The organism is Nocardioides allogilvus, from assembly GCF_003047285.1.
GTDB lineage: Bacteria > Actinomycetota > Actinomycetes > Propionibacteriales > Nocardioidaceae > Nocardioides > Nocardioides allogilvus.
This window is the reverse complement of the sequence record NZ_PZYX01000015.1, coordinates 1-18,792: the sequence shown is the minus strand read 5'-3', so window position 1 is coordinate 18,792 and position 18,792 is coordinate 1. Positions and strand designations below refer to the sequence as shown.

Annotated in this window: 21 protein-coding genes and 1 tRNA gene; 11 read left to right on the top strand and 11 right to left on the bottom strand. The window is 70.7% G+C overall.

What is annotated here, in order from left to right:
• Window positions 1-48: 48 nt before the first annotated feature.
• Both C9J87_RS17525 and C9J87_RS20060 read left to right on the top strand, forming a co-directional pair.
• Window positions 49-213 (top strand): hypothetical protein, encoded by a 165-nt coding sequence (locus C9J87_RS17525; RefSeq protein ID WP_232211583.1) that lies wholly within the window; start codon window positions 49-51, stop codon window positions 211-213.
• Between the two features lie 129 nt (window positions 214-342).
• Window positions 343-501, top strand: coding sequence for a hypothetical protein (locus C9J87_RS20060; RefSeq protein WP_198016956.1), 159 nt, complete (start codon window positions 343-345; stop codon window positions 499-501).
• A 9-nt stretch (window positions 502-510) separates the two neighbouring features.
• Here the strand turns inward: C9J87_RS20060 and C9J87_RS17520 are convergent, their stop codons facing one another.
• Both C9J87_RS17520 and C9J87_RS20055 read right to left on the bottom strand, forming a co-directional pair.
• On the bottom strand, window positions 511-1,017 hold the full coding sequence (locus C9J87_RS17520) for a hypothetical protein (RefSeq protein ID WP_010832236.1): 507 nt from the start codon (window positions 1,015-1,017) through the stop codon (window positions 511-513).
• Between the two features lie 119 nt (window positions 1,018-1,136).
• The gene (locus tag C9J87_RS20055) at window positions 1,137-1,295 is read right to left on the bottom strand and encodes a DUF5679 domain-containing protein (RefSeq protein WP_091026547.1); all 159 of its coding nucleotides are present in this window, start codon (window positions 1,293-1,295) and stop codon (window positions 1,137-1,139) included.
• Window positions 1,296-1,446: 151 nt separating this feature from the next.
• Here C9J87_RS20055 and C9J87_RS17515 point away from each other — a divergent pair, with 151 nt between their 5' ends.
• From C9J87_RS17515 to C9J87_RS17505, 3 genes are all read left to right on the top strand, one after another.
• The gene (locus tag C9J87_RS17515; protein ID WP_107706178.1) at window positions 1,447-2,253 is read left to right on the top strand and encodes an enoyl-CoA hydratase/isomerase family protein; all 807 of its coding nucleotides are present in this window, start codon (window positions 1,447-1,449) and stop codon (window positions 2,251-2,253) included.
• 335 nt (window positions 2,254-2,588) lie between these two features.
• A complete protein-coding gene (locus tag C9J87_RS17510; RefSeq protein WP_010832238.1) occupies window positions 2,589-3,623 on the top strand; it encodes a PHP domain-containing protein in 1,035 nt (344 codons plus the stop codon).
• Window positions 3,616-4,152, top strand: a complete 537-nt coding sequence (locus C9J87_RS17505) for a M48 metallopeptidase family protein (RefSeq protein ID WP_107706177.1) — start codon at window positions 3,616-3,618, stop codon at window positions 4,150-4,152. Before C9J87_RS17510 ends, C9J87_RS17505 begins: the two co-directional genes overlap by 8 nt.
• On the opposite strand, the gene C9J87_RS17500 is transcribed toward C9J87_RS17505, so the two are convergent.
• Window positions 4,122-4,688, bottom strand: a complete 567-nt coding sequence (locus tag C9J87_RS17500; protein WP_107706176.1) for an NUDIX hydrolase — start codon at window positions 4,686-4,688, stop codon at window positions 4,122-4,124. The genes C9J87_RS17505 and C9J87_RS17500 overlap by 31 nt on opposite strands.
• A complete protein-coding gene (locus C9J87_RS17495) occupies window positions 4,685-6,013 on the bottom strand; it encodes a zinc-dependent metalloprotease (RefSeq protein WP_107706175.1) in 1,329 nt (442 codons plus the stop codon). Before C9J87_RS17495 ends, C9J87_RS17500 begins: the two co-directional genes overlap by 4 nt.
• A 47-nt stretch (window positions 6,014-6,060) precedes the next feature.
• Between C9J87_RS17495 and C9J87_RS17490 the strand changes: the two genes are divergently transcribed.
• Both C9J87_RS17490 and C9J87_RS17485 read left to right on the top strand, forming a co-directional pair.
• Entirely contained in the window at window positions 6,061-6,501 is a 441-nt protein-coding gene (locus C9J87_RS17490; protein ID WP_107706174.1) for a molybdenum cofactor biosynthesis protein MoaE, read from the top strand.
• Between the two features lie 4 nt (window positions 6,502-6,505).
• The gene (locus C9J87_RS17485; RefSeq protein ID WP_036490384.1) at window positions 6,506-6,730 is read left to right on the top strand and encodes a hypothetical protein; all 225 of its coding nucleotides are present in this window, start codon (window positions 6,506-6,508) and stop codon (window positions 6,728-6,730) included.
• Between the two features lie 4 nt (window positions 6,731-6,734).
• Here the strand turns inward: C9J87_RS17485 and C9J87_RS17480 are convergent, their stop codons facing one another.
• The 7 genes from C9J87_RS17480 to C9J87_RS17450 form a co-directional block, all read right to left on the bottom strand.
• Window positions 6,735-7,475 (bottom strand): energy-coupling factor ABC transporter ATP-binding protein, encoded by a 741-nt coding sequence (locus tag C9J87_RS17480; protein WP_107706173.1) that lies wholly within the window; start codon window positions 7,473-7,475, stop codon window positions 6,735-6,737.
• On the bottom strand, window positions 7,472-8,140 hold the full coding sequence (gene cbiQ / locus C9J87_RS17475) for a cobalt ECF transporter T component CbiQ (RefSeq protein ID WP_107706172.1): 669 nt from the start codon (window positions 8,138-8,140) through the stop codon (window positions 7,472-7,474). The genes C9J87_RS17480 and cbiQ overlap by 4 nt, the downstream gene beginning before the upstream one ends.
• Window position 8,141: 1 nt before the next feature.
• On the bottom strand, window positions 8,142-8,465 hold the full coding sequence (locus tag C9J87_RS17470) for a PDGLE domain-containing protein (RefSeq protein ID WP_107706171.1): 324 nt from the start codon (window positions 8,463-8,465) through the stop codon (window positions 8,142-8,144).
• A complete protein-coding gene (locus tag C9J87_RS17465; RefSeq protein WP_107706170.1) occupies window positions 8,462-9,148 on the bottom strand; it encodes an energy-coupling factor ABC transporter permease in 687 nt (228 codons plus the stop codon). Before C9J87_RS17465 ends, C9J87_RS17470 begins: the two co-directional genes overlap by 4 nt.
• A gap of 83 nt (window positions 9,149-9,231) precedes the next feature.
• Window positions 9,232-10,713 (bottom strand): High-affinity nickel-transporter, encoded by a 1,482-nt coding sequence (locus C9J87_RS17460; RefSeq protein WP_107706169.1) that lies wholly within the window; start codon window positions 10,711-10,713, stop codon window positions 9,232-9,234.
• Window positions 10,710-12,041, bottom strand: a complete 1,332-nt coding sequence (locus C9J87_RS17455; protein WP_107706168.1) for a tetratricopeptide repeat protein — start codon at window positions 12,039-12,041, stop codon at window positions 10,710-10,712. Before C9J87_RS17455 ends, C9J87_RS17460 begins: the two co-directional genes overlap by 4 nt.
• A gap of 84 nt (window positions 12,042-12,125) precedes the next feature.
• Window positions 12,126-13,610 (bottom strand): DUF4331 domain-containing protein, encoded by a 1,485-nt coding sequence (locus tag C9J87_RS17450; RefSeq protein WP_051204128.1) that lies wholly within the window; start codon window positions 13,608-13,610, stop codon window positions 12,126-12,128.
• A 184-nt stretch (window positions 13,611-13,794) separates the two neighbouring features.
• Here C9J87_RS17450 and C9J87_RS17445 point away from each other — a divergent pair, with 184 nt between their 5' ends.
• From C9J87_RS17445 to C9J87_RS17430, 4 genes are all read left to right on the top strand, one after another.
• Window positions 13,795-14,844 (top strand): YlbL family protein, encoded by a 1,050-nt coding sequence (locus tag C9J87_RS17445; RefSeq protein WP_036490389.1) that lies wholly within the window; start codon window positions 13,795-13,797, stop codon window positions 14,842-14,844.
• A 13-nt stretch (window positions 14,845-14,857) separates the two neighbouring features.
• Window positions 14,858-15,397 (top strand): PPA1309 family protein, encoded by a 540-nt coding sequence (locus C9J87_RS17440; protein WP_010832251.1) that lies wholly within the window; start codon window positions 14,858-14,860, stop codon window positions 15,395-15,397.
• Window positions 15,398-15,402: 5 nt separating this feature from the next.
• Window positions 15,403-18,297 carry a UPF0182 family membrane protein gene (locus tag C9J87_RS17435; protein ID WP_010832252.1) on the top strand — a complete coding sequence of 965 codons (2,895 nt, stop codon included), beginning with the start codon at window positions 15,403-15,405 and terminating at the stop codon, window positions 18,295-18,297.
• Between the two features lie 49 nt (window positions 18,298-18,346).
• Window positions 18,347-18,420: transfer RNA gene (locus tag C9J87_RS17430), tRNA-Met, on the top strand.
• Window positions 18,421-18,792 lie beyond the last annotated feature (372 nt).

Sequence of the window (18,792 nt, the reverse complement as noted above, 5' to 3'; positions counted from 1 at the left end):
CCGGAGCTCTACCCAGCCATGAACACAACTTTCACGAAGGACACTCACATGTACACGATGCAGGAAGACCTGGCGCGCGCACAGATGGCCGCGCGCCTGGGAGAGGCGCAGAACCTGCGACGCGGCCACCAGCTGGCCCTGGCTCGTCGCTTGAGCCGCAAGGCCGAACAGGCCGCGCAGCAGGCGCGTCTCGCCCTCGCCCGCGCGATCTAGCCTGAGCTCGAACCAACGGGGGCTCGCCCTGATCGCGGGTGATGCAGCAGAACCGGCACGACCACCCGGTCGTGTCGGTTCTGGCGATTTCGGGGCACCCCCGCACGCCGTGGGGCGTAGCCTGCGAGCATGCGAAGCTGCGACTTCTGCGGACGGCAGGCCGAGGAGGCCGAGACCCTGACCTGGACGACGTCGGTCGAGAACGGCCGCCAGCGCACCTACTGCGACGAGTGCTCGCGCACCCACCTGCGCGCGATCGAGGGCAAGCTGGACAGCGCCTGGTGGTGAGGGGCGCGGTCAGCCGACGTCGACGCCCAGCCCCCAGGAGCAGCCGCAGTGCGGGTGCCGCGGCCAGCGGGTGACCTCGGGGCGCAGGTCGGCGCCGAGCAGCACCGTGGTCGACCACGTGGTCGGGAGCCCACCGGCCTGCCAGGTCGCGAGGTCACGCACCGCCCAGGCCAGGGCGATGCTCATCAGGGCCGGGTCCACATCGCCGTACGCCGCGGGTCGGGAGTCGACCACCAGGCCACCGACCGTCAGGCAGTGCAGGCAGGCGGTCACCCCGGGGTGCACGAAGGGACCGACGCGGACCGACCCGGCACCGAGGCGCACGACCAGGTGGGGGAGCGAGTCGACCGCCCACCGGTCCGTCATCGCGGGCTCGTCGCGGTCGGCGACGAGGAGGGCGACGCCGGCGGTCGGAGTCGGGCGCAGGCCGGCCAGCTCGGCGACCGTACTGACGTGGGGGAGGTAGGTGGGCGGCGCGTGCAGCTGTGCCCGGATCCGGGTCGACGTCGAGGCCATGACGACACTCAAGCAAGGTCGGGCCCGGCCCGCACCCGCTCATCCACAGGCGGGGAAATGGCAGCGGCGGCGCCACCGCGAGGGTGACGCCGCCGACTGCTCAGCTCAGGGGGTGCAGGTCATGCCTTGCCGAGGATGCGGTTGAGGTTGGTGCTGCAGACGGGGCAGACGGCCTTGGCCATCCGGGTGCCCTTGTCGTTGACCCTGACCTCGCCCTCCGCCTCGCGCTTCTCCTTGCACTTGACGCAGTAGAACTCGCCGCTCCAGGTCTCCGCCATGACGGCCTCCTTGTTTTCTCGCCTCGTCACGACGGGATTGGTGGGGAAGCCCGTCGGGGACGTGCGGCGTGGGGCCGCTGGTCCGCGATCGACATTACGCCAAGCGCGCTCCCGCACCGGCTCAACACGCGAGATCAGTAGGGTGGCGCCCATGTCTGACAATACGGCCGCCTACACCGATCTCCGCCTCGATCGACCTTCTCCCGGCGTCGTCCGGCTCACCCTCGACAACCCCGACATGCGCAACGCGATGAGCGACGAGATGACCGCTTCGTGGGCGCGGGCCATCGACGACATCGCCGCCGACCGGTCCGTGCGGGCCGTCGTGGTGACCGGTGCGGGCCCGGCGTTCTGCTCGGGCGGCAACACGGGCTGGCTCTCCAGCGAACCCGACGCGAGCGTCGACCACCTCCGCAACCGCATGCTGCCCTTCTACCGGGCCTGGCTCTCGATCCGGAAGCTCGAGGTGCCGACGATCGCGGCCATCAACGGCCACGCCATCGGCGCCGGGCTCTGCCTCGCGCTCGCGTGCGACGTCCGCTACGCCGCGACCGGGGCCAAGCTCGGCGTGCCGTTCGTCAAGCTGGGCATGCACGCCGGGATGGCGGGGACCTTCCTCCTGCCCACCGTCGTGGGCCACGCGCACGCGCGAGACCTGCTGCTCACCGGCCGAGTGGTGGAGGCCGAGGAGGCGCTGCGCATCGGCCTGGTCTCGCGGGTGATCGACAGCGCGTCCTTCGAGGACGAGATGCTCGCCGTGGCCGCCGACATCGCCGCCAACGCGCCGATCGCGACCCGGCTCACCAAGATCGCGCTGGCCGACGGCGGGCACGCCGACTTCGAGAGCGCCCTGCAGTGGGAGGCGCTGGCCCAGCCGATGACGCTGGCGACCGCCGACCTCCAGGAGGGCATCCGGGCCAGCCAGGAGAAGCGGGCGCCCGAGTTCAACGGCTCCTGAGCCGGACGTAGAAGAGGCCCTCGATCCGCTGGCGTCCGACCGAGCGCTTCCCCACGCTGGTCGAGCCCGACAGGCCGAGGGCCTCATCTGGGGCAAACCTATGAGACACCGGTCGGCGCGGTCAATGCGGGTCCCTCCACGGCTGTGGAGTGGCCTGTGGACAACGTGTGCATGACCAGGCAGGAGCGGGGGACAACCTGTGTCGTGCGGGGGACGAGGTTGTGGGGGACACGCCCGGCCACCCGGCGTACCGACCCTGTGACCAGCCACAATGATGAGCAGCGGCCTGTGGACCGAAATCTGTGCCGCCCACGAGGCAGAGAGCGAGAGACGCGATGAGTGAGTACGCCGGTGGGCCGGTCGCCGCACTGCGGCGCATCGCCTTCCTGCTCGAGCGCGCCCGCGAGGACACCCGTCGCATCCAGGCCTTCCGCTCGGCCGCCGCCGTGATCTTGCCGCTCGGCGGCGACGAGGTCACCGCGCGGGCGGAGGCCGGCACGCTGACCGACCTGGCCGGCATCGGACCGAGCACGGCCGCCGTCATCGCCGACGCGTGCCGCGGGGTGGTGCCAGCCCGTCTCGCCGCCCTCGAGGCAGAGCACGCCGGGCCGCTGGCCAGCGGCGGACGCGAGCTCCGCGCCCGGCTGCGCGGCGACTGCCACTCCCACTCCGACTGGTCCGACGGCGGTTCGCCCATCGAGGAGATGGCGATGACCGCGATGGAGCTGGGCCACGACTACCTCGTGCTCACCGACCACTCGCCACGCCTCAAGGTGGCCCGCGGCCTCAGCGCCGAGCGCCTGACCCGCCAGCTCGGCGTGGTCGAGGCGATCAACGCGCACCTCGGTGGCGCGTTCACCCTGCTCAAGGGGATCGAGGTCGACATCCTCGACGACGGCTCCCTCGACCAGACCGATGAGCTGCTCGCCCAGCTGGACGTGCGTGTGGCGAGCGTCCACTCCAAGCTGGCCATGGACGCCGATGCGATGACGCGACGGATGATCGGCGCCGTACGCAACCCGCGCACCAACGTGCTGGGGCACTGCACCGGGCGCCTGGTGACGGGCAACCGCGGCACCCGCAAGCAGAGCCAGTTCGACGCCCGCGCCGTGTTCGAGGCGTGCCGCGACAACGACACCGCGGTCGAGATCAACTCCCGTCCAGAGCGGCGCGACCCACCGACCGAGCTGCTGGAGCTCGCCCGCGACCTCGGCTGCCTGTTCTCGATCGACTCCGACGCACACGCGCCCGGCCAGCTCGACATGCTCGACTACGGCTGCGAGCGCGCCGAGGAGGCGGGCATCGACGCCGACCGGATCGTCAACACGTGGCCGCGCGAACGGCTGCTCGAGTGGGCGAACCATGGCTGAGGTCGAGGTCCGCCGCTCCAAGCGGCGGCGCCGGACGGTGTCGGCCTACCGCGAGGGCGACGTCATCGTGGTGCTCATCCCCGCCTCGATGAGCAAGCGCGAGGAGGCCAAGTGGGTCGCGGACATGGTGGCGCGCATCGAGCGCAAGGAGTCGCGGCGCAAGCCGAGCGACGAGGAGCTGCTGGCCCGTGCGACCACCCTCAACGACACCTGGCTCGGCGGCCTGGCCACGCCCTCGAGCGTCCGCTGGGTCTCCAACCAGAAGTCGCGCTGGGGCTCGTGCACACCCGGCGAGCGGTCGATCCGCCTGTCCGCGCGGCTCCAGCAGATGCCGTCGTGGGTCGTGGACTACGTGCTCATCCACGAGCTGGCGCACCTGCTCGAGCCCGGCCACGGGCCGGAGTTCTGGGCCTGGGTGGACCGCTACCCCAAGTCCGAGCGCGCCAAGGGCTACCTCGCCGGCTGGTCGTCAGCCGCGCGCCTCGAGCTGCCCGACGGCTATGACGGCGACAGCGGCAAGATCGACTGAGCGACGCGGGTGATCGCCGCGTCGATCAGGCGATACATGTCGTCGAAGGTCTGCGGCAGCGCGTCGACCGGCCACCAGCGCACGTCGAGCGACTCGTCGCTGACCACGTGCTCGTCGTCGGGGACCGTGGTGGCCACGAACCGGACGTCGAGGTGGTGGACGGTGCCGCGGTCGGAGCAGAAGTCCACGGCGTGCTCGTCGAGCGAGAGCGGCGTCGGGTCGAAGTCGAAGACCGTCAACCCGGACTCCTCCACCAGCTCGCGCCGTGCCGCCGCGGCCAGCGTCGCGTCGCCGGGCTCGATGTGGCCGCCGAAGGCCAGCCACGCATCGGCCTTGCGGTGGTGGTTGAGGAGTACGGCGCTGGCGTCGGGTGACACGACGATCACCCCCGCGGTCAGGTGGTCGGGGAAGCAGGACTTCAGCAGTCCGTCGGGCCGGGAGCGCAGGTGCGCGAGGTAGCGATCGCGCAGCGTCTCGTCGTGGGGGCTCGGTGGGGTCCAGCTCGCCAGCAGGGCGAGCGCGTCGTCGTGGATCACTCGTCGGGCTGTGCGTCCGGGCCGGGGTCGGCCGGTCCGTCGAGCAGCTCGCGCAGCCCGGCGTCGAAGTCCTCGTCCGACAGCGACTCCGGCGACGCGGCGTCCTCCCGGAACCCGAGCGGGTCGTCGAGGTCGGCGGCCGTCGGGAGCAGGTCGGGGTGCATCCACACGCCGTCGCGGGCCTCGGTGCCCTGGCGGGTGCGCAACGAGCCCCACAGCGTGGAGGCGTCGCGCAGGCGGCGGGGACGCAGCTCGAGGCCGACGAGCGCGGCGAACGCGTCCTCGGCCGGGCCGCCGGCCGCGCGGCGGCGGCGGACGGTCTCCTGCAGCTTGGCGGCGGTGGGCATCCGGGTCTCGGTCGCCTGGGAGACGACCTCGTCGACCCAGCCCTCGACGAGCGCGAGCGTGATCTCGAGGCGCTCGAGCGCGGCCTGCTGGGCGGGCGACTTGGCGAGGTCGAAGAGCCCGCCCTCCATGGCCGACTGCATCGCCATCGGGTTGGTGGGGTCGATCTCGCGGAGCTTCTCCTCGATGCCGGCGGTGTTGATCTCGATGCCCTGGCCGTAGGCCGTCACCGCACCGATGAGGTGCTCGCGCAGCCACGGCGCGTTGGCGAACAGACGCTGGTGGGCGGCCTCGCGGAGCGCGAGGTAGAGCAGGACGTCGTCGGCGCTGACATCCAGCTCGGCCGCGAACGCGTCGACGTTGGCGGGCAGCAGCGCGGCCTTGCCGTCGGGGCCGAGGGGGAGTCCGATGTCGGACGCGCCGAGCACCTCGCTCGACAGCGCGCCCACACCCTGGCCGACCTGGGAGGCGACCATCGCGCCGGTGGCCTTGCCGAGCATGCCCAGCAGCGGACCGGCCATCGCCCGGGCCTCCTCGGGCAGGGCGTTGCCGAGGGCGCCGACCGCAGAGCCGGCGATCGGCTCGACGAGGCGCTTCCAGACGTCGGTGGTCTCCACGATCCACTCGGCGCGACTCCACGCCGCGGTGGTGCTCACCCCGGACGGGAATTCGGTCGCCTCGTCGAGCCAGTGGTCGGCCAGCCGCACGGCGTCCGCCACCGCGTCGCGCTGGGCCTGGCTGGGCGTGGGGTCCGCCTCCTGCGCCGAGACCTTGCGCGCGGTGTCGGTGACGACCGCCCAGTTGACCGGGCCGTCGTGGGGCTGCATGAAGGCCTGCATCTGGCTCATCAGCGCGCTCAGGTCGGGCATCCCTGCGCCGGCGCCGCCGAGGCCTCCGGCGAGGCCGCTGAACAGCTGCTCGAAGGGGGTGCCCTTGAAGGGGTTCTGCTCGTCCGGGCCGTCACCGGGTGTGTTGCTCATGCCTCAACCGTACTCACCGGGCCCAGCACGATAACTACACTCGGAGCATGACCCAGGCCTCACCGCACACCGCCGTTCGGCTCGTCGAGATCCGGGACGAGCCTCTCGACGTCGACGAGGTCGTGCGCGCCCTCGACGACGAGGCCGCCGGCGGGCTGACCCTGTTCGTCGGCCGCGTCCGCGACCACGACGGCGGGCAGGGCGTCACCTCGCTCGACTACAGCGCCCATCCGACGGCCCTGGACCGGTTGCGCGACGTCTGCGACCGCGTGGCGGGGGCCCACGACGTGCACGGGCTCGTCGCCGTACACCGCGTCGGACACCTGGAGATCGGGGACATCGCCGTCATCGTCGCGACCACGGCCAGCCACCGCGGCGTTGCCTTCGACGCCTCGCGGGCGCTGATCGACACCTTGAAGTCGGAGGTGCCGATCTGGAAGCACCAGCGTTTCGCGGACGGTGCGGAGGAGTGGGTCGGCCTACCCTGACGTCGTGGAGATCCTGTGGTGGCTCGTGCCGCCTGCCCTGGTGACTGTGGGCGCGATGGCATGGGTGGGCTGGCAGGGCCGCGAGGGTCGCGGCGAGGTCGACCGGGACGTCGCCGTACAACGCCTCCAGAAGGCGCTCGAGAAGGACCACCTCGCGAAGCTGCCTCCGCGACCGGCTCGGGTGGCCGACCGCAGCACGGGCATCGCCGTGCGCCCCACCCGCCGCTGAGGTCTCAGCAGGTGTGCGGGTCGAAGCCGTAGGGCAGCTCGAGCCGGTGGGACTTCATCATCGCGTCGTCGGTGAGGATGTCGATCGTGCGGCCCTGCGCGGCGACGATGCCGTCGGAGAGCACCACCGCCCGGGGGCACAGCTGCAAGGCGTAGGGCAGGTCGTGGGTGACCATCATCAGCGTCACGTCGAGGCTGGTGAGGATGTCGGCGAGCTCTCGGCGCGATGCCGGGTCGAGGTTGGAGCTCGGCTCGTCGAGCACGATGATCTCCGGCTCCATGACCAGCACCGTGGCCACGGCCACCCGGCGACGCTGGCCGAACGACAGGTGGTGCGGGGGACGGTCCACGAAGTCGGCCATCCCGACCATGTCGAGCGCCGTCATGACCCGGCGATCGAGCTCGGCCCCGCGCAGCCCCAGGTTGCGCGGTCCGAAGGCGACGTCGTCGCGCACGCTGCCCATGAAGAGCTGGTCGTCGGGGTCCTGGAAGACGATGCCGACCCGGCGGCGGATCTCGGCCAGGTTGTCCTTCACGACCGGGAGCCCGGACACCGTCACGGTGCCGCGGCCGGGGAGCAGGATGCCGTTGAGGTGCAGCACGAGCGTGGTCTTGCCGGCACCGTTGGGGCCGAGGACGGCGACGCGCTCGCCGCGGTGCACGTGCAGGTCGACGCCGAAGAGCGCCTGGTGGCCGTCGGGATAGGCGTAGGCCACCGACTGGAGGTCGAGCACTGGGGTGGTCATCGGCGCAGGCTCCCGTTGTGTCCGCGCGAGATCATCGCGAGGTGGACGCGCTCGCCACGTTCGAACGAGCGGATGAACAAGGCTCCGGCCGAGCGGCCGATCACCGGCCAGTGTCGCGGATTGCGGGCGGTGAAGCCTCGGGACTCGCGGGCGGTCTTCATTCGCCGGAGCTCGTCGGTCACGACGTCGAGGTAGCGCACCATGAACCCCATGATCTGGACCAGCTGGGCGGGCACCCGCAGGCGCTCCAGCCCGATGAGCAGGTCGCGCGGGTCGGTCGTCGCGGCGAGCAGCAGGCTGGCCAGCACGCCCAGGGTCGCCTTCATGACGAGACCCCCGCCCGCGACCAGCCCTGCCTCGGTCAGCGAGACCCCGAGCACCTCGACCTGCGGTCCCGTGGCGACGAACGGGAGGAGCGCGGCGAAGACGAGCACCGGCGTCTCGACGACCATCCGCCGCGCGAGGTAGGGCACCGGGACGCCGGAGAGCACGACGAGGACGGCCAGCACAGCGGCGTACGCAGCGAACGCGGGCAGCCAGGGGACGGGCGTCGCGACGACGACGAGCATGAAGCCCACGAGCCCGGCGACCTTGAGGTGGGCCGGAGCCCGGTGGAGGGGGGAGTGGCCGTGGTAGTGCAGCCGGTGCCCGTGCGGGGCGCCCACGTCACTCGCCCCGCGTCCGGGCCGGGCGCGGGGAGCGCTGGCGGACGAGGACCAGCACGGACATGAGGCCGAGCACGGCCAGGCACCCGATGACGCCGGCGAGGCCGCCCGAGAGACGACCGTGGTCGACGCCCGCGAGGTCGTAGCCGGCGAGCGGACCGTCCTGGGTCGCCGAAGCGGTCTCGGCCTCGGCGAAGCCCAGGTCCGTGGCGACCCGGTTGAGGCCGTCAGGACTGCTGGAGGCATGGAAGCTCAGGAAGCCGGCCAACGCCAGGGCGACCAGCAGCCCGACCACGAGGACGGTGCGCGTGGAGATGCGCTTCACGACGCCACCAGCCTGGTCTCGAGCTCGCGCACGACGAGCACGCGGCGGGCGCCGTGGACGAGGTCGGGTCGCACCGAGACGATGCTGGCGACCACCAGGAAGGTGATGGCGGCCTCGCCGAGGCCGATGACCGTGTGAACGCTGACCATCGCCGTCAGCAAGGTGTCGAAGGGGATCGCGATGACGCCGCCCACGGAGTAGAGGACGACGAACGTCGCGGCGCTGGCCACCACCGACGCCGCGGCTCCCAGCGCGGCAGCCGGCGCGACCATGGACAGGCGCTTGGGCAGCACGAGCTGCGCGGCCCGGAAGCCCACCCAGCCGACGACCACGGTCACGATGCCCATCAGTACGACGTTGGTGCCGAGCGCGGTGATCCCGCCGTCGGCGAACAGCAGCGACTGCACGACCAGGACCACGGTCAGGCAGAGCAGGCCGGTGTAGGGGCCGACGAGGATCGCCGCGAGGGCGCCGCCCATGAGGTGGCCGCTGGTCCCGCCCGCGACCGGGAAGTTGAGCATCTGGGTGGCGAAGACGAAGGTCGCCACCAGGCCGGCCAGCGGCGCGATGCGGTCGTCGAGCTCGCGCCGGGCACCACGCAGGGCGATGCCGATCGCGGCGGCGGCGACGGCCGCGGTGGCCAGCGACGTGGGGGCGTCGAGAAAACCGTCGGGGACGTGCATCGGTGGACCTCCCGGATCTTGTTGCACGCGATGTGCAACAACCAGAGTTCGGCGCGAACCCCTCGCCCGGATTGGCGAACGGCTCAGAAATTCACGAGCGTGCGGATGACCACTCCGGTCCCGACCGCGCAGATGCCGATCGCGGCGCCGTAGCGCAGGAACGTGCGGACGTTGCCGCCCAGGAAGCCGCGGCGCTCGGCCAGGCCCTCCAGGCGCAGCACCAGGTCGCGGGCCAGCAGCCCGACGGCGGCCAGCGAGAGCGCCATACCGACGCCGAAGGCGAAGACCAGGACGAAGCCGAACCAGGCGCGACCCAGCGCGACCGCGGCGAGGAGCAGGAGCAGGGCCGAGGGGCTCGGCACGAGTCCACCGACCAGGCCCATCACCCACACGCCCAGGCGACCGGGCGTGGCCTCCGGCTCGGCCGGGGCCGCGACGACCGCCGGTGCCAGCGCCACGGAGGACTGCTGCTCGGGCTCGGCGGACTGCTCGTGGCCATGGCCATGCCCGTGGCCGTGTCCGTGCCCGTGACCGTGACCATGGCCGTGTCCGTGCCCGCCGCCCTCGTTCGAGCGGAGGCGAGCCAGGAGGTAGAGACCGAGGCCGACGATCAGGAGCCCGGTGGCGAGGGTGAGCCAGGGATAGAGCCGCGCCGGCACGAAGGCACTGCTCAAGGAGACGAGCAGCCCGAGGAGCAGCACCGACCCGGTGTGCGCGGCGGTCACGGCGCTGCCGACCGCGAGCGCGGAGCGCACGGAGGAGTCGCCGCGCTGGGAGAGGTAGAACGCCATCACCGTCTTGCCGTGCCCGGGCGAGAGGGCGTGCGTGGCGCCGAGGGCGAGAGCGGCCAGCAGGGCGAGGACGGCTGCGAACCAGCCGTTGTCGCCCAGCAGGGCGGTGGCCTTCGACGACAACCAGCTGCCGTCGGTGGTCGTCGGGTCGGCGTCGCCGCTCCCGGGCAGCACGCCGGCGGGGCCGCCGGGGGAGACGAGGAGCGTCGCGGAGGTGACGTCGAGCGGTGACTGCAGCAGGTCCTCGGGGTAGGCGGTCAGGCGGTCGCTGGTGCTGACGGCAGGGACGTCCGAGCTGGTCAGGGTCATCTCGTCGCCGACGGCAGTGATCTCGCGCCAACCCACGGAGCCCGGTGCGCTGCGGTCCTCGAAGGTGATCTCGCCCGCGCCGATGTCGGCCTGGCCGCTGAAGGCACAGGTGATGCGCGTGATCGGCAGGCCGCCCTCGCCGTCGGCGATCGTGGCCTCGGAGCTGGTCAGCGTGAGGGGTACGGCGGTGCCCGCGGCCGAGAGGTCGAGGCCGCGAGCGGTGGTGGCGCACTCACGCCCGGCGAGCGCCGGCAGGTCGTCGATGGCCCGGCCCAGCTGGGCGGTCGGGATCTCGGCGAGGTCGACGACGTGGTCGACCTGGACGCCGGTCGGGGAGACGAGGATGCCGGTGTAGCGGTTGACGGTGAAGTTGCCGAGGGGGTGGGCCGAGGCCGGGGCCGCGGTCACGAACAGGCACGCGGTGATCGCGCCGAAGGCGAGCAGCAGGCGCAGCAGGGTCTTCATCGGGTGCCCTTCGTGGAGTCGCCGGGGCCGTCGGAGAGACGGGCGAGGGTCGCGCGGGCCCGGTCACGCTGCCACGGCGACAGGCCGGGGTCGGTGTCGAGCCCTCGACGCAGGTGGGTGCGGGCCGCGTCCGTCATGCCCAGGGCGGCCTCGATGGTGCCGCGGTGGATCCAGAACCTGGCCTCAGGGGTGTCGAGCCGGGTGGCGGCCCGGGAGATCCGCAGGGCGTCCTCGTCGCGACCGGCGCCGTGCAGCGCCCAGGCATAGGCGTCGGCGACGTGCACGCTCGTGCGGCGATCCCACTCGGCCCGGGCCTGCGTGAGTGCGCGGTCAGCGGAACCGTGGTCGGCCTCGAACAGGGCCGTCTCGAGGTCGGTGCCGACCCCGCTGGCGTCGAGCAGCTCGATGGTGGTCCGGACGACGTCGAACTGAGTCGCCGCCTCCTGGTCGCGGCCGAGGTGCTCGAGCAGCTCGCCGAGCTCGGTGAGGTATTCGGGCAGGGGCTGCTGGGAGACGACGTCGCGCCACGTCTCCACAGCCGCGTCGAGCTCACCTCGTGCGACCTGGAGGCGGGCGGTGGAGACGAGCGCAGGCAGGTGTCCGGGCACGGCCCGCAGGGCGGTGTCCAGGTCGCGACCGGCCGCCGGCAGACGACCCTGCTTGCGCAGGATGTCGGCGCGCAGGGTCAGGACGTAGGCCTGGTCGGCGCGGGTGGCCGAGGCCGCCGCGCGGCGCAGGATGTCGCCGGCCCGCTCCAGGTCGCCCCGGAGCTCGTAGGCGTAGGAGTAGCGGGCTGCGATCGCCGTACTGGGCTGAAGGCGGTCGGCGGTGCGCAGGGCCCGGAGCTGGGCGTCGTAGCGGCCGAGCTCGTTGAGGGCGTCGATGCGGACCGCCAGGGCGCCGAGGTCGCGGGGGTTGACGGCCAGCGCCTGCTCCGCGCTGTCGAGCGCCTGGCCGAAGTCGTGGCGAGCCGCCGCGATGGCGGCGTCGGCGGTGAGGGCGTGGAAGTTCTCGTCGGGCTCGATCTCGAAGGAGCGCGCAGCGGCCTCGTCGGCCTTGTCGTAGTAGGAGGCGAGTCCCGTGACGCGGGCCTGCTCGACGTAGGCGAGCGACAGGCCGGCCCAGGACACGTGGTCCTCGGGGACGCGCCGCAGGGTGGACTGCAGGGCGGTGATGGTCGCCGTGAGGTCCTGCCCCGAGTCGGGGACGACCTGAGCGGGCGATGACACGGTGGGCGCGGTCGTCTGGTCGGTCGTGCTCGCGACGCCGATGCCGCCCGAGACGGCGAGCGCCACGCCGATGCCGATCACGATCAAGCTTCTGCGCATGGGGACAGGGCTCCTGCCGAGACGATCGATTGGTTCCGCCCGGCCGCGCAGCTGAGGCCGCGCGGCCGGGCAGGTTGGGAGGGGTCAGGCCTTGCGGCGCCGTGCGGCGCCACCGATGCCGGCGAGCAGGGCGAAGAGCCCCACGCCGATCGCAGCCATGGAGCTGCTGCGGCTCGGCTCGATGCCGAGCAGGCCGCCCTTGTCGCTGGACTGCTTCGCCGCAGCACCCGTGGACGGGTGCGGGTCAGCGTTGCTGCCACTGGCCGGGAGGGCCAGGTAGGGGAAGGTGTCCCCGAAGGCGACATCGTTGCTGTCGACGCCGTCACCGAGGTCGTTGGCACTTCCGACGAGCTCACCCTCGACGACCTGGAGCGCGATGTCGATGACGTCGTCACCGAGCCTGCGGCCGTTGGGGAAGCCCTGGTTGTCGCCGCCGATCACACCGAGCCGGTTGGGCTCCTCGGTGACCGGGGTGGACATGTTGAGGCGAAGCTGCTCGCTCGGGGTGATCTTGCCCTTGGGCATGTTGAGGCCCTTGACACCGGTGAGGAACACCGAGACGAGGTCGTTACGAGGAGTCTTGGGGGCCTTGATCCCGTAGACGGCCTCGATGAGCTTGGGCAGCTCCGGGTGGGTGACGTACTTGAGCGCGGCTGCGTCACCGGTCGGCTTGAGGCCGTTGAACGCATCCTTGAGCTTCAGCGGGATGACGACCTCGTTGACCAGCGGGTTGCCCAGACGGGAGACCTGCTGGAACTTGCCGTTGGTCGACTTCTTGGACGTCGTCGACCAGACCCCGATCACCGGGTTCTTCTTGGCGTTGCCCTTCTTGGCGACCCAGCGCTGCGGCACCTGGAGGGCGACCGAGTTGACGTTGAAGCCGGCCAGGGTGTCGTCGCCGGCCTCGGAGAGGTCACCGCCGTAGAGCAGGTCGAAGACGCGCAGGTCGAGGAAGAACGAGTCCTCGGCCTGACCGACGAACGACTTGACGCTCTTGCCGACCTTGATCGTCGCCTCGTTGCGGAGCTTGGCGTAGTCGGGCATCGACGCGGCGCCGATGTTCGAGGGCGCCACACGCCGGTTGTTGACGATGGTCTTCGACTTGCCCTTCTTGATCCGGGCCAGCTTGTAGGTCTGGTAGTAGTTCAGGTTCTTGTCCTTGAGCGACGTCACCGGACCGGTCGCGGCCAGGAACGTGTCCTTGGAGACGTAGTGGTCCTTGAAGGTCCACCGGAACGTCACGTCGGGCTTGGCATCCGCGTTGTTGTCGACGTGGATGTCGTACTGCGCGTCGGTGGCGAAGCTGTAGAAGTTCGGACCACCTGCCGGCTCCTGGAACGGCAGCCAGTTGGCCGCCAGGGTGACGGTGCTCTGCTTCTCCGGACTCCGGAACGCATACACGTCAGTGGTGTCGTACTGGGGGGTGCCCGCGATGAGCGGGGCCTCGCGGTGGCTGGACGCGGTGGCCGAGAGCGGACCGAGCCCGGCGAAACCGACTGCGGTCAGCATGCCGCCGGCACAGGCGAGGGCTACTGCCCCTTGTCGCTTGGTGGGTCGTGAGCGAGTCATGGACAACTACTCCTTGGTGTCGGCACCGGTCGGCACTGCAGGGATTCGTACGCCGACCTGTGCTGCCCCGGACTCGTCTGTGAGCCGGGATGCGGTGTGTTCGGAGTCACCCACCCGCCGGATTGGTCGAGCTCGCGACCCGGTCAGGTGCCGGGGGCTTGCAGGCATTTGAGAGGGTGGGCCCATGAGTCAGCGGACGCTTGCGGGGTTGCTGGCCGTGCCCTTGCTCCTCGGGCTGTTCGTCTTCGTCGGCACGCAGCCGTTGCCCTATGTCACCTACCGCCCCGGACCGAGTGTCGACATCCTCGCCGCGCCGGAGGGCAAGGAGATCGTCGAGGTCTCCGGGCACGAGGCCTACCGCGACGACGGCGAGCTGCGGCTCACCACCATCTACGTCGACCAGCCGCAGGAGGACGTCACGCTCGAGGAGCTGATCAGGGCCTGGATCGCTCCCTCGGAAGCGGTCTATCCCTATGACGCCGTCTATGCGCCCGAGGAGACCGACGAGTCCAGCGACGCCGAGTCGGCGGTCCAGATGGTCTCATCGCAGGACGCCGCGATCGCGACGGCGCTGACCGAGCTGGGCTACGACGTCCAGCCCGAGGTCGAGGTCCTCTTCGTCGAGAAGGGCCTGCCGGCCGACGGCAAGCTCCAGGTTCGCGATGTCCTGGTCTCCGTCGGCGGGGTCGAGGTCGACTCCGCCGAGGACGTGGTCGAGGCCGTCGACCGGACGCCGCTGGGCCAGCCGCTGAGCTTCGTCGTCCTCCGCAAGGGCAAGGAGGTCAGCGTCGACGTCACGCCCCGCGAGGTGGAGGGCGACAAGCGGATCGGCATCACGCCCGGCCCCGGCTTCACCTTCCCCTTCGACGTCACGGTCGACATCGGCGACAACATCGGCGGACCGAGTGCCGGGCTGATGTTCTCGCTGGCGATCTACGACACCCTCACGCCCGGCTCGCTGAGCGGGGGAGAGGTGATCGCCGGCAGCGGCACCATCGACGCCGAGGGCAGGGCCGGCGCGATCGGCGGCATCGCCCAGAAGATCGCCGGCGCCGAGTCCGCCGGCGCCCGCCTGTTCATGGTGGCTGCCGACAACTGTGCGGACACCACGGACCTCGACACCGGTGACATGCGCCTGGTGCGGGTCGAGACCATGCACGACGCCGTCGAGGCCATCAGCACCTGGGCCGACGACCACGACGCCCCCCTGCCCACCTGTGAGGACCCTGCATGACGAAGGACGCCGCATGACCGAGATCTCCCTCCCGCAAGACCCGGCCCTGGCGGCCGCGGTGCTCGAGATCGAGTCCCACATCGCCGAGGCCGGCTGGGACCAGCCCGCCCGCCTCTATGCCCTGGTCGACACCGCTCGGATCGTGGCCCAGGAGCCGACGCTCGCCTCGCAGATGGGGCTGGACGCCGCGGCCGCCGAGGGTTCCTTCACCTCCGTCGAGCAGGACGCCCTCCCGGACCAGCCGCTCGAGGTGACGCTGGAGTCGATCGTGTGGCCTCCGGAGGTGACCGGGTGTGCCGCCGTGGTGGAGCGCCTGGTCCTGCCGCCCGACGTGGACGCCGAGATCCCCGACGACCCGGCCGCCGCCGAGGAGTTCGCCCGCGAGCACCCGCTGCGGCAGGAGGTGCGGATCGTCGCCGGTGCCACGCGCGCCGGCGCGACGTACTGTGCCCTGCGCCTGCGGGCCCACGACGACGACCAGTCGGTCGTTGACGGCACCGAGCTCGTGCCCGGCCTGCTCGAGCTGTTGCGAAGCACCTTGGAGGAATTGTGAGTGGGATGTTCGATGCCGAGCCCGAGCGCCATGCGGAGCAGCCTCCGCCCGCGCGGACGGGTCGCTCGCGCACGCTGATCATCGCCGCGGCCGTGCTGGTCGTGCTGTTCCTGAGCCTGACCGGCATCGCGTCGTTCTGGACCGAGCGGCTGTGGTTCAAGGCAGCCGGCTTCGGGTCGGTCTTCCAGACGCTGCTGTGGACGCGGATCGGGCTCTTCCTGGTCTTCGGTGGGGTGATGGCGGCAGTCGTCGCACTCAACCTCGCGCTGGCCTACCGCGCCCGCCCCATGCTGCTGAGCGGCGGTGACGCCAACCTCGCCCGCTACCGCGAGGCCGTGGCCCCGGTCATGGGCTGGCTCTTCGGCGGCGTCTCGGCGCTGATGGGCATCTTCGCCGGCGCCTCCGCCTCGGGCCAGTGGCGTGAGTTCTCCCTGTGGCGGCACTCCTCGCCCTTCGGCCACACCGACCCCTACTTCAACCGCGACGCCGGTTTCTACGTCTTCGAGCTGCCGTGGTGGCACTACCTCACCGACTTCGTGATGGCGCTGGCGGTGATCGGCCTGATGGCCGCTGCCCTGGTCCACTACCTGTACGGCGGCATCCGCCTGTCCGTCCCGCGCGACCGCCTCAGCGGGGCCGCCCAGGTGCACCTCTCCGCCCTGCTCGGCGTCTTCGTGCTGGCCAAGGCCGCCGACTACTGGCTCGACCGGTTCGACCTCGTGACCGGCTCGGGCTCGCTGTTCACCGGCATGGGCTACACCGACGACCACGCCGTGCTGCCGGCCAAGGAGATCCTCACCGGCATCGCGTTGATCTGTGCGGTGCTGTTCTTCCTCAACATCTGGCGGCGCACGTGGCTGCTGCCGTCGATGGGCATCGCGTTGCTCGCGCTGTCGGCGGTGCTGCTCGGACTGATCGTGCCCGGCGTGGTGCAGCAGTTCCAGGTCAGCCCCAACGTCCCGGACAAGGAGGGGTCCTACATCAAGGAGAACATCGATGCCACGCGGCTCGCCTTCAACCTCGATGACATCGAGGTGACGCCGTACTCCTCGGACCCCGCGACGTCTGGTGACGGCGACCTTGCTGCCCTGGACGCCGGGACGTCGTCGGTGCCGCTGGTGGACCCGAAGATCGTCAGCCAGACCTTCGAGCAGGAGCAGCAGGTGCGTGCCTACTACTCCGTGCCCAACGTGCTCGACGTCGATCGCTACGAGATCGACGGCACCGACCGGGCGCTGGTGCTCGGGGTGCGCGAGCTCGACCAAGCAGGACTGGCGGACAGCGACAAGAACTGGTCCAACCTGCACACGGTCTACACGCATGGCAACGGCGTCATCGCGGCGTACGCCAACCAGCGTCCGCAGGACGATGCCAAGCAGTCGCAGACGATCGAGTGGGCCGAGGGCCAGGAGACCGACGAGAGCGCGCTGACCAACCTCACCGAGACGGGCTATGAGTCGCGCGTCTACTACGGCGAGACGAGCCCGTCCTATTCGATCGTGGGTCAGAAGGAGGGAGGTAGCTCGGTCGAGCTCGACCTGCCCAAGGGCGAGCGGGACGACGAGAACCAGACCACCTCCTATGACGGTGCCGGTGGCGTGCCGATCGGCAACCTTCTCGACAAGGTGCTCTATGCCGTGAGGTTCGGCGAGCCGAACCTGGTGCTGTCGGGGCGCGTGCACGAGGACAGCAAGATCCTCTACGACCGCAATCCGCGGCGGATGGTGGAGAAGGTCGCACCGTGGCTGACGGTCGACTCCGACCCTTATCCCGCCGTGATCGACGGGAAGATCCAGTGGATCCTCGACGGCTACACCGTCACCGACCGCTTCCCGCTGTCCCAGCGCGAATCGCTCGAGGACATGACCGACGACTCGCTCACCGAGACGCCGGGCTTCCAGACGCTGCCGACCGACGAGATCAACTACATGCGCAACGCCGTCAAGGCGACGGTCGATGCCTATGACGGCACCGTGCACATCTACGCCTGGGACGAGGAGGACCCGATCCTCAAGGCGTGGAGCGAGGTCTTCCCCGACGTCGTGGAGCCGAAGTCGGCGATCCCGGACTCGCTGCTGTCGCACCTGCGCTACCCCGACGACCTGTTCAAGGCGCAGCGCCACCACTTCGCGCGCTACCACCTCACCGACGCCAAGGACTGGTACGACGGCGCGAACCGCTGGGCCGTCCCGAAGGACCCCCAGGACGACAGCACCCAGCAGCCGCCCTACCGGCTCTTCCTTGATGACACCTGGGCCCTCACCTCGGTCTACGTGCCGCGTGAGAAGAACAACCTGGCGTCGTTCATGTCCGTCAACAGTGACGCGGAGAGCGAGGACTACGGTCAGATCACCGTGCTCGAGCTCCCCAACGAGCGCACCGCCGGGCCGGGGCAGATCGCGAACGAGATCAGCTCGGACGAAGACGTGCGCGAAGAGGTCTTCTCGTTCAGCCAGGGCAACGTCACGCCGGTCTACGGCAACCTGCTGACGCTGCCGGTGAGCGACGGGTTGATGTATGTCCAGCCGCTGTATGCCAAGCGGTCGGGCAGCGAGTCGAGCTTCCCGATCCTCCGGTTCGTGCTCGTCTCCTACGGGGACAAGGTCGGGATCGGCAGATCCCTGCGCGAGGCGATCGCCGACGTGCTCGGTGTCTCGCCCGTCGTGACCGTCCCCGAGCCCGACCCGGAGCCGGACCCCGGCCCCGGCGAGCCCGAGCCCGAGCAGCCGACGGGATCAGTGGACGACCGGATCCGCTCGCTGCTGGCCCAGGCCGAGGCGAAGTTCGACGCCGCCGACCGCGCCCAGACCAACGGGAACTCGGTCGGTTGGGCACGGTTGATGGAAGAGGGTCGCGACCTCATCACGCAGGCCGTGGAGCTTGCGGAGTCGCGCGACTGACCCCGATTTGGGCTCCTCGCACTCCATCGCGTAAGGTTCTTTTCACCGGCGCGGGGTGGAGCAGCTCGGTAGCTCGCTGGGCTCATAACCCAGAGGTCGCAGGTTCAAATCCTGCCCCCGCTACAAAGCAAAAGTGCAGGTCAGAGGCGGTTTCCGGAGAGATCCGGGAGCCGTCTCTTGCTTTCCCAAGGGCCGCTTGTCCGCAACTTGTCCGCAAGCGCTGCCGTGTGAGTGCTCTTCAATTCGGTACTGGATGAGGCTGGATAGCCGTGGATGGGCCTGGAATTTGCAGCACGATGCGATGCGTTCCACCGACGTCTGCCCACGACGGGCTGGGGGTAGCGATGTCGCCCAATGGGTCATTGCAGAAGTCACGGCCCACTCATTGGCAGGCAGGCAAGGTCAAGTCCCAGGTAGTGGTGTAGCGCTGCGTTCTCCTTCGTTGGTGGTTCAGGCGGTGAGTGCGGGCAGGTCGTGGGCTCCGATCTCGGGTTC

Bases quoted from the DNA above. Each gene is read 5' to 3' on its own strand.
- C9J87_RS17495 (WP_107706175.1), bottom strand. From the start codon at position 6,013: ATGAGCAACACACCCGGTGACGGCCCGGACGAGCAGAACCCCTTCAAG.
- C9J87_RS20055 (WP_091026547.1), bottom strand. From the start codon at position 1,295: ATGGCGGAGACCTGGAGCGGCGAGTTCTACTGCGTCAAGTGCAAGGAG.
- C9J87_RS17450 (WP_051204128.1), bottom strand. From the start codon at position 13,610: ATGACTCGCTCACGACCCACCAAGCGACAAGGGGCAGTAGCCCTCGCC.
- C9J87_RS17440 (WP_010832251.1), top strand. From the start codon at position 14,858: ATGACCGAGATCTCCCTCCCGCAAGACCCGGCCCTGGCGGCCGCGGTG.
- C9J87_RS17465 (WP_107706170.1), bottom strand. From the start codon at position 9,148: ATGCACGTCCCCGACGGTTTTCTCGACGCCCCCACGTCGCTGGCCACC.
- C9J87_RS17435 (WP_010832252.1), top strand. From the start codon at position 15,403: ATGTTCGATGCCGAGCCCGAGCGCCATGCGGAGCAGCCTCCGCCCGCG.
- C9J87_RS17525 (WP_232211583.1), top strand. From the start codon at position 49: ATGTACACGATGCAGGAAGACCTGGCGCGCGCACAGATGGCCGCGCGC.
- C9J87_RS17505 (WP_107706177.1), top strand. From the start codon at position 3,616: ATGGCTGAGGTCGAGGTCCGCCGCTCCAAGCGGCGGCGCCGGACGGTG.
- C9J87_RS20060 (WP_198016956.1), top strand. From the start codon at position 343: ATGCGAAGCTGCGACTTCTGCGGACGGCAGGCCGAGGAGGCCGAGACC.
- C9J87_RS17480 (WP_107706173.1), bottom strand. From the start codon at position 7,475: ATGACCACCCCAGTGCTCGACCTCCAGTCGGTGGCCTACGCCTATCCC.
- C9J87_RS17445 (WP_036490389.1), top strand. From the start codon at position 13,795: ATGAGTCAGCGGACGCTTGCGGGGTTGCTGGCCGTGCCCTTGCTCCTC.
- C9J87_RS17460 (WP_107706169.1), bottom strand. From the start codon at position 10,713: ATGAAGACCCTGCTGCGCCTGCTGCTCGCCTTCGGCGCGATCACCGCG.
- C9J87_RS17520 (WP_010832236.1), bottom strand. From the start codon at position 1,017: ATGGCCTCGACGTCGACCCGGATCCGGGCACAGCTGCACGCGCCGCCC.
- C9J87_RS17510 (WP_010832238.1), top strand. From the start codon at position 2,589: ATGAGTGAGTACGCCGGTGGGCCGGTCGCCGCACTGCGGCGCATCGCC.
- C9J87_RS17515 (WP_107706178.1), top strand. From the start codon at position 1,447: ATGTCTGACAATACGGCCGCCTACACCGATCTCCGCCTCGATCGACCT.
- C9J87_RS17455 (WP_107706168.1), bottom strand. From the start codon at position 12,041: ATGCGCAGAAGCTTGATCGTGATCGGCATCGGCGTGGCGCTCGCCGTC.
- C9J87_RS17490 (WP_107706174.1), top strand. From the start codon at position 6,061: ATGACCCAGGCCTCACCGCACACCGCCGTTCGGCTCGTCGAGATCCGG.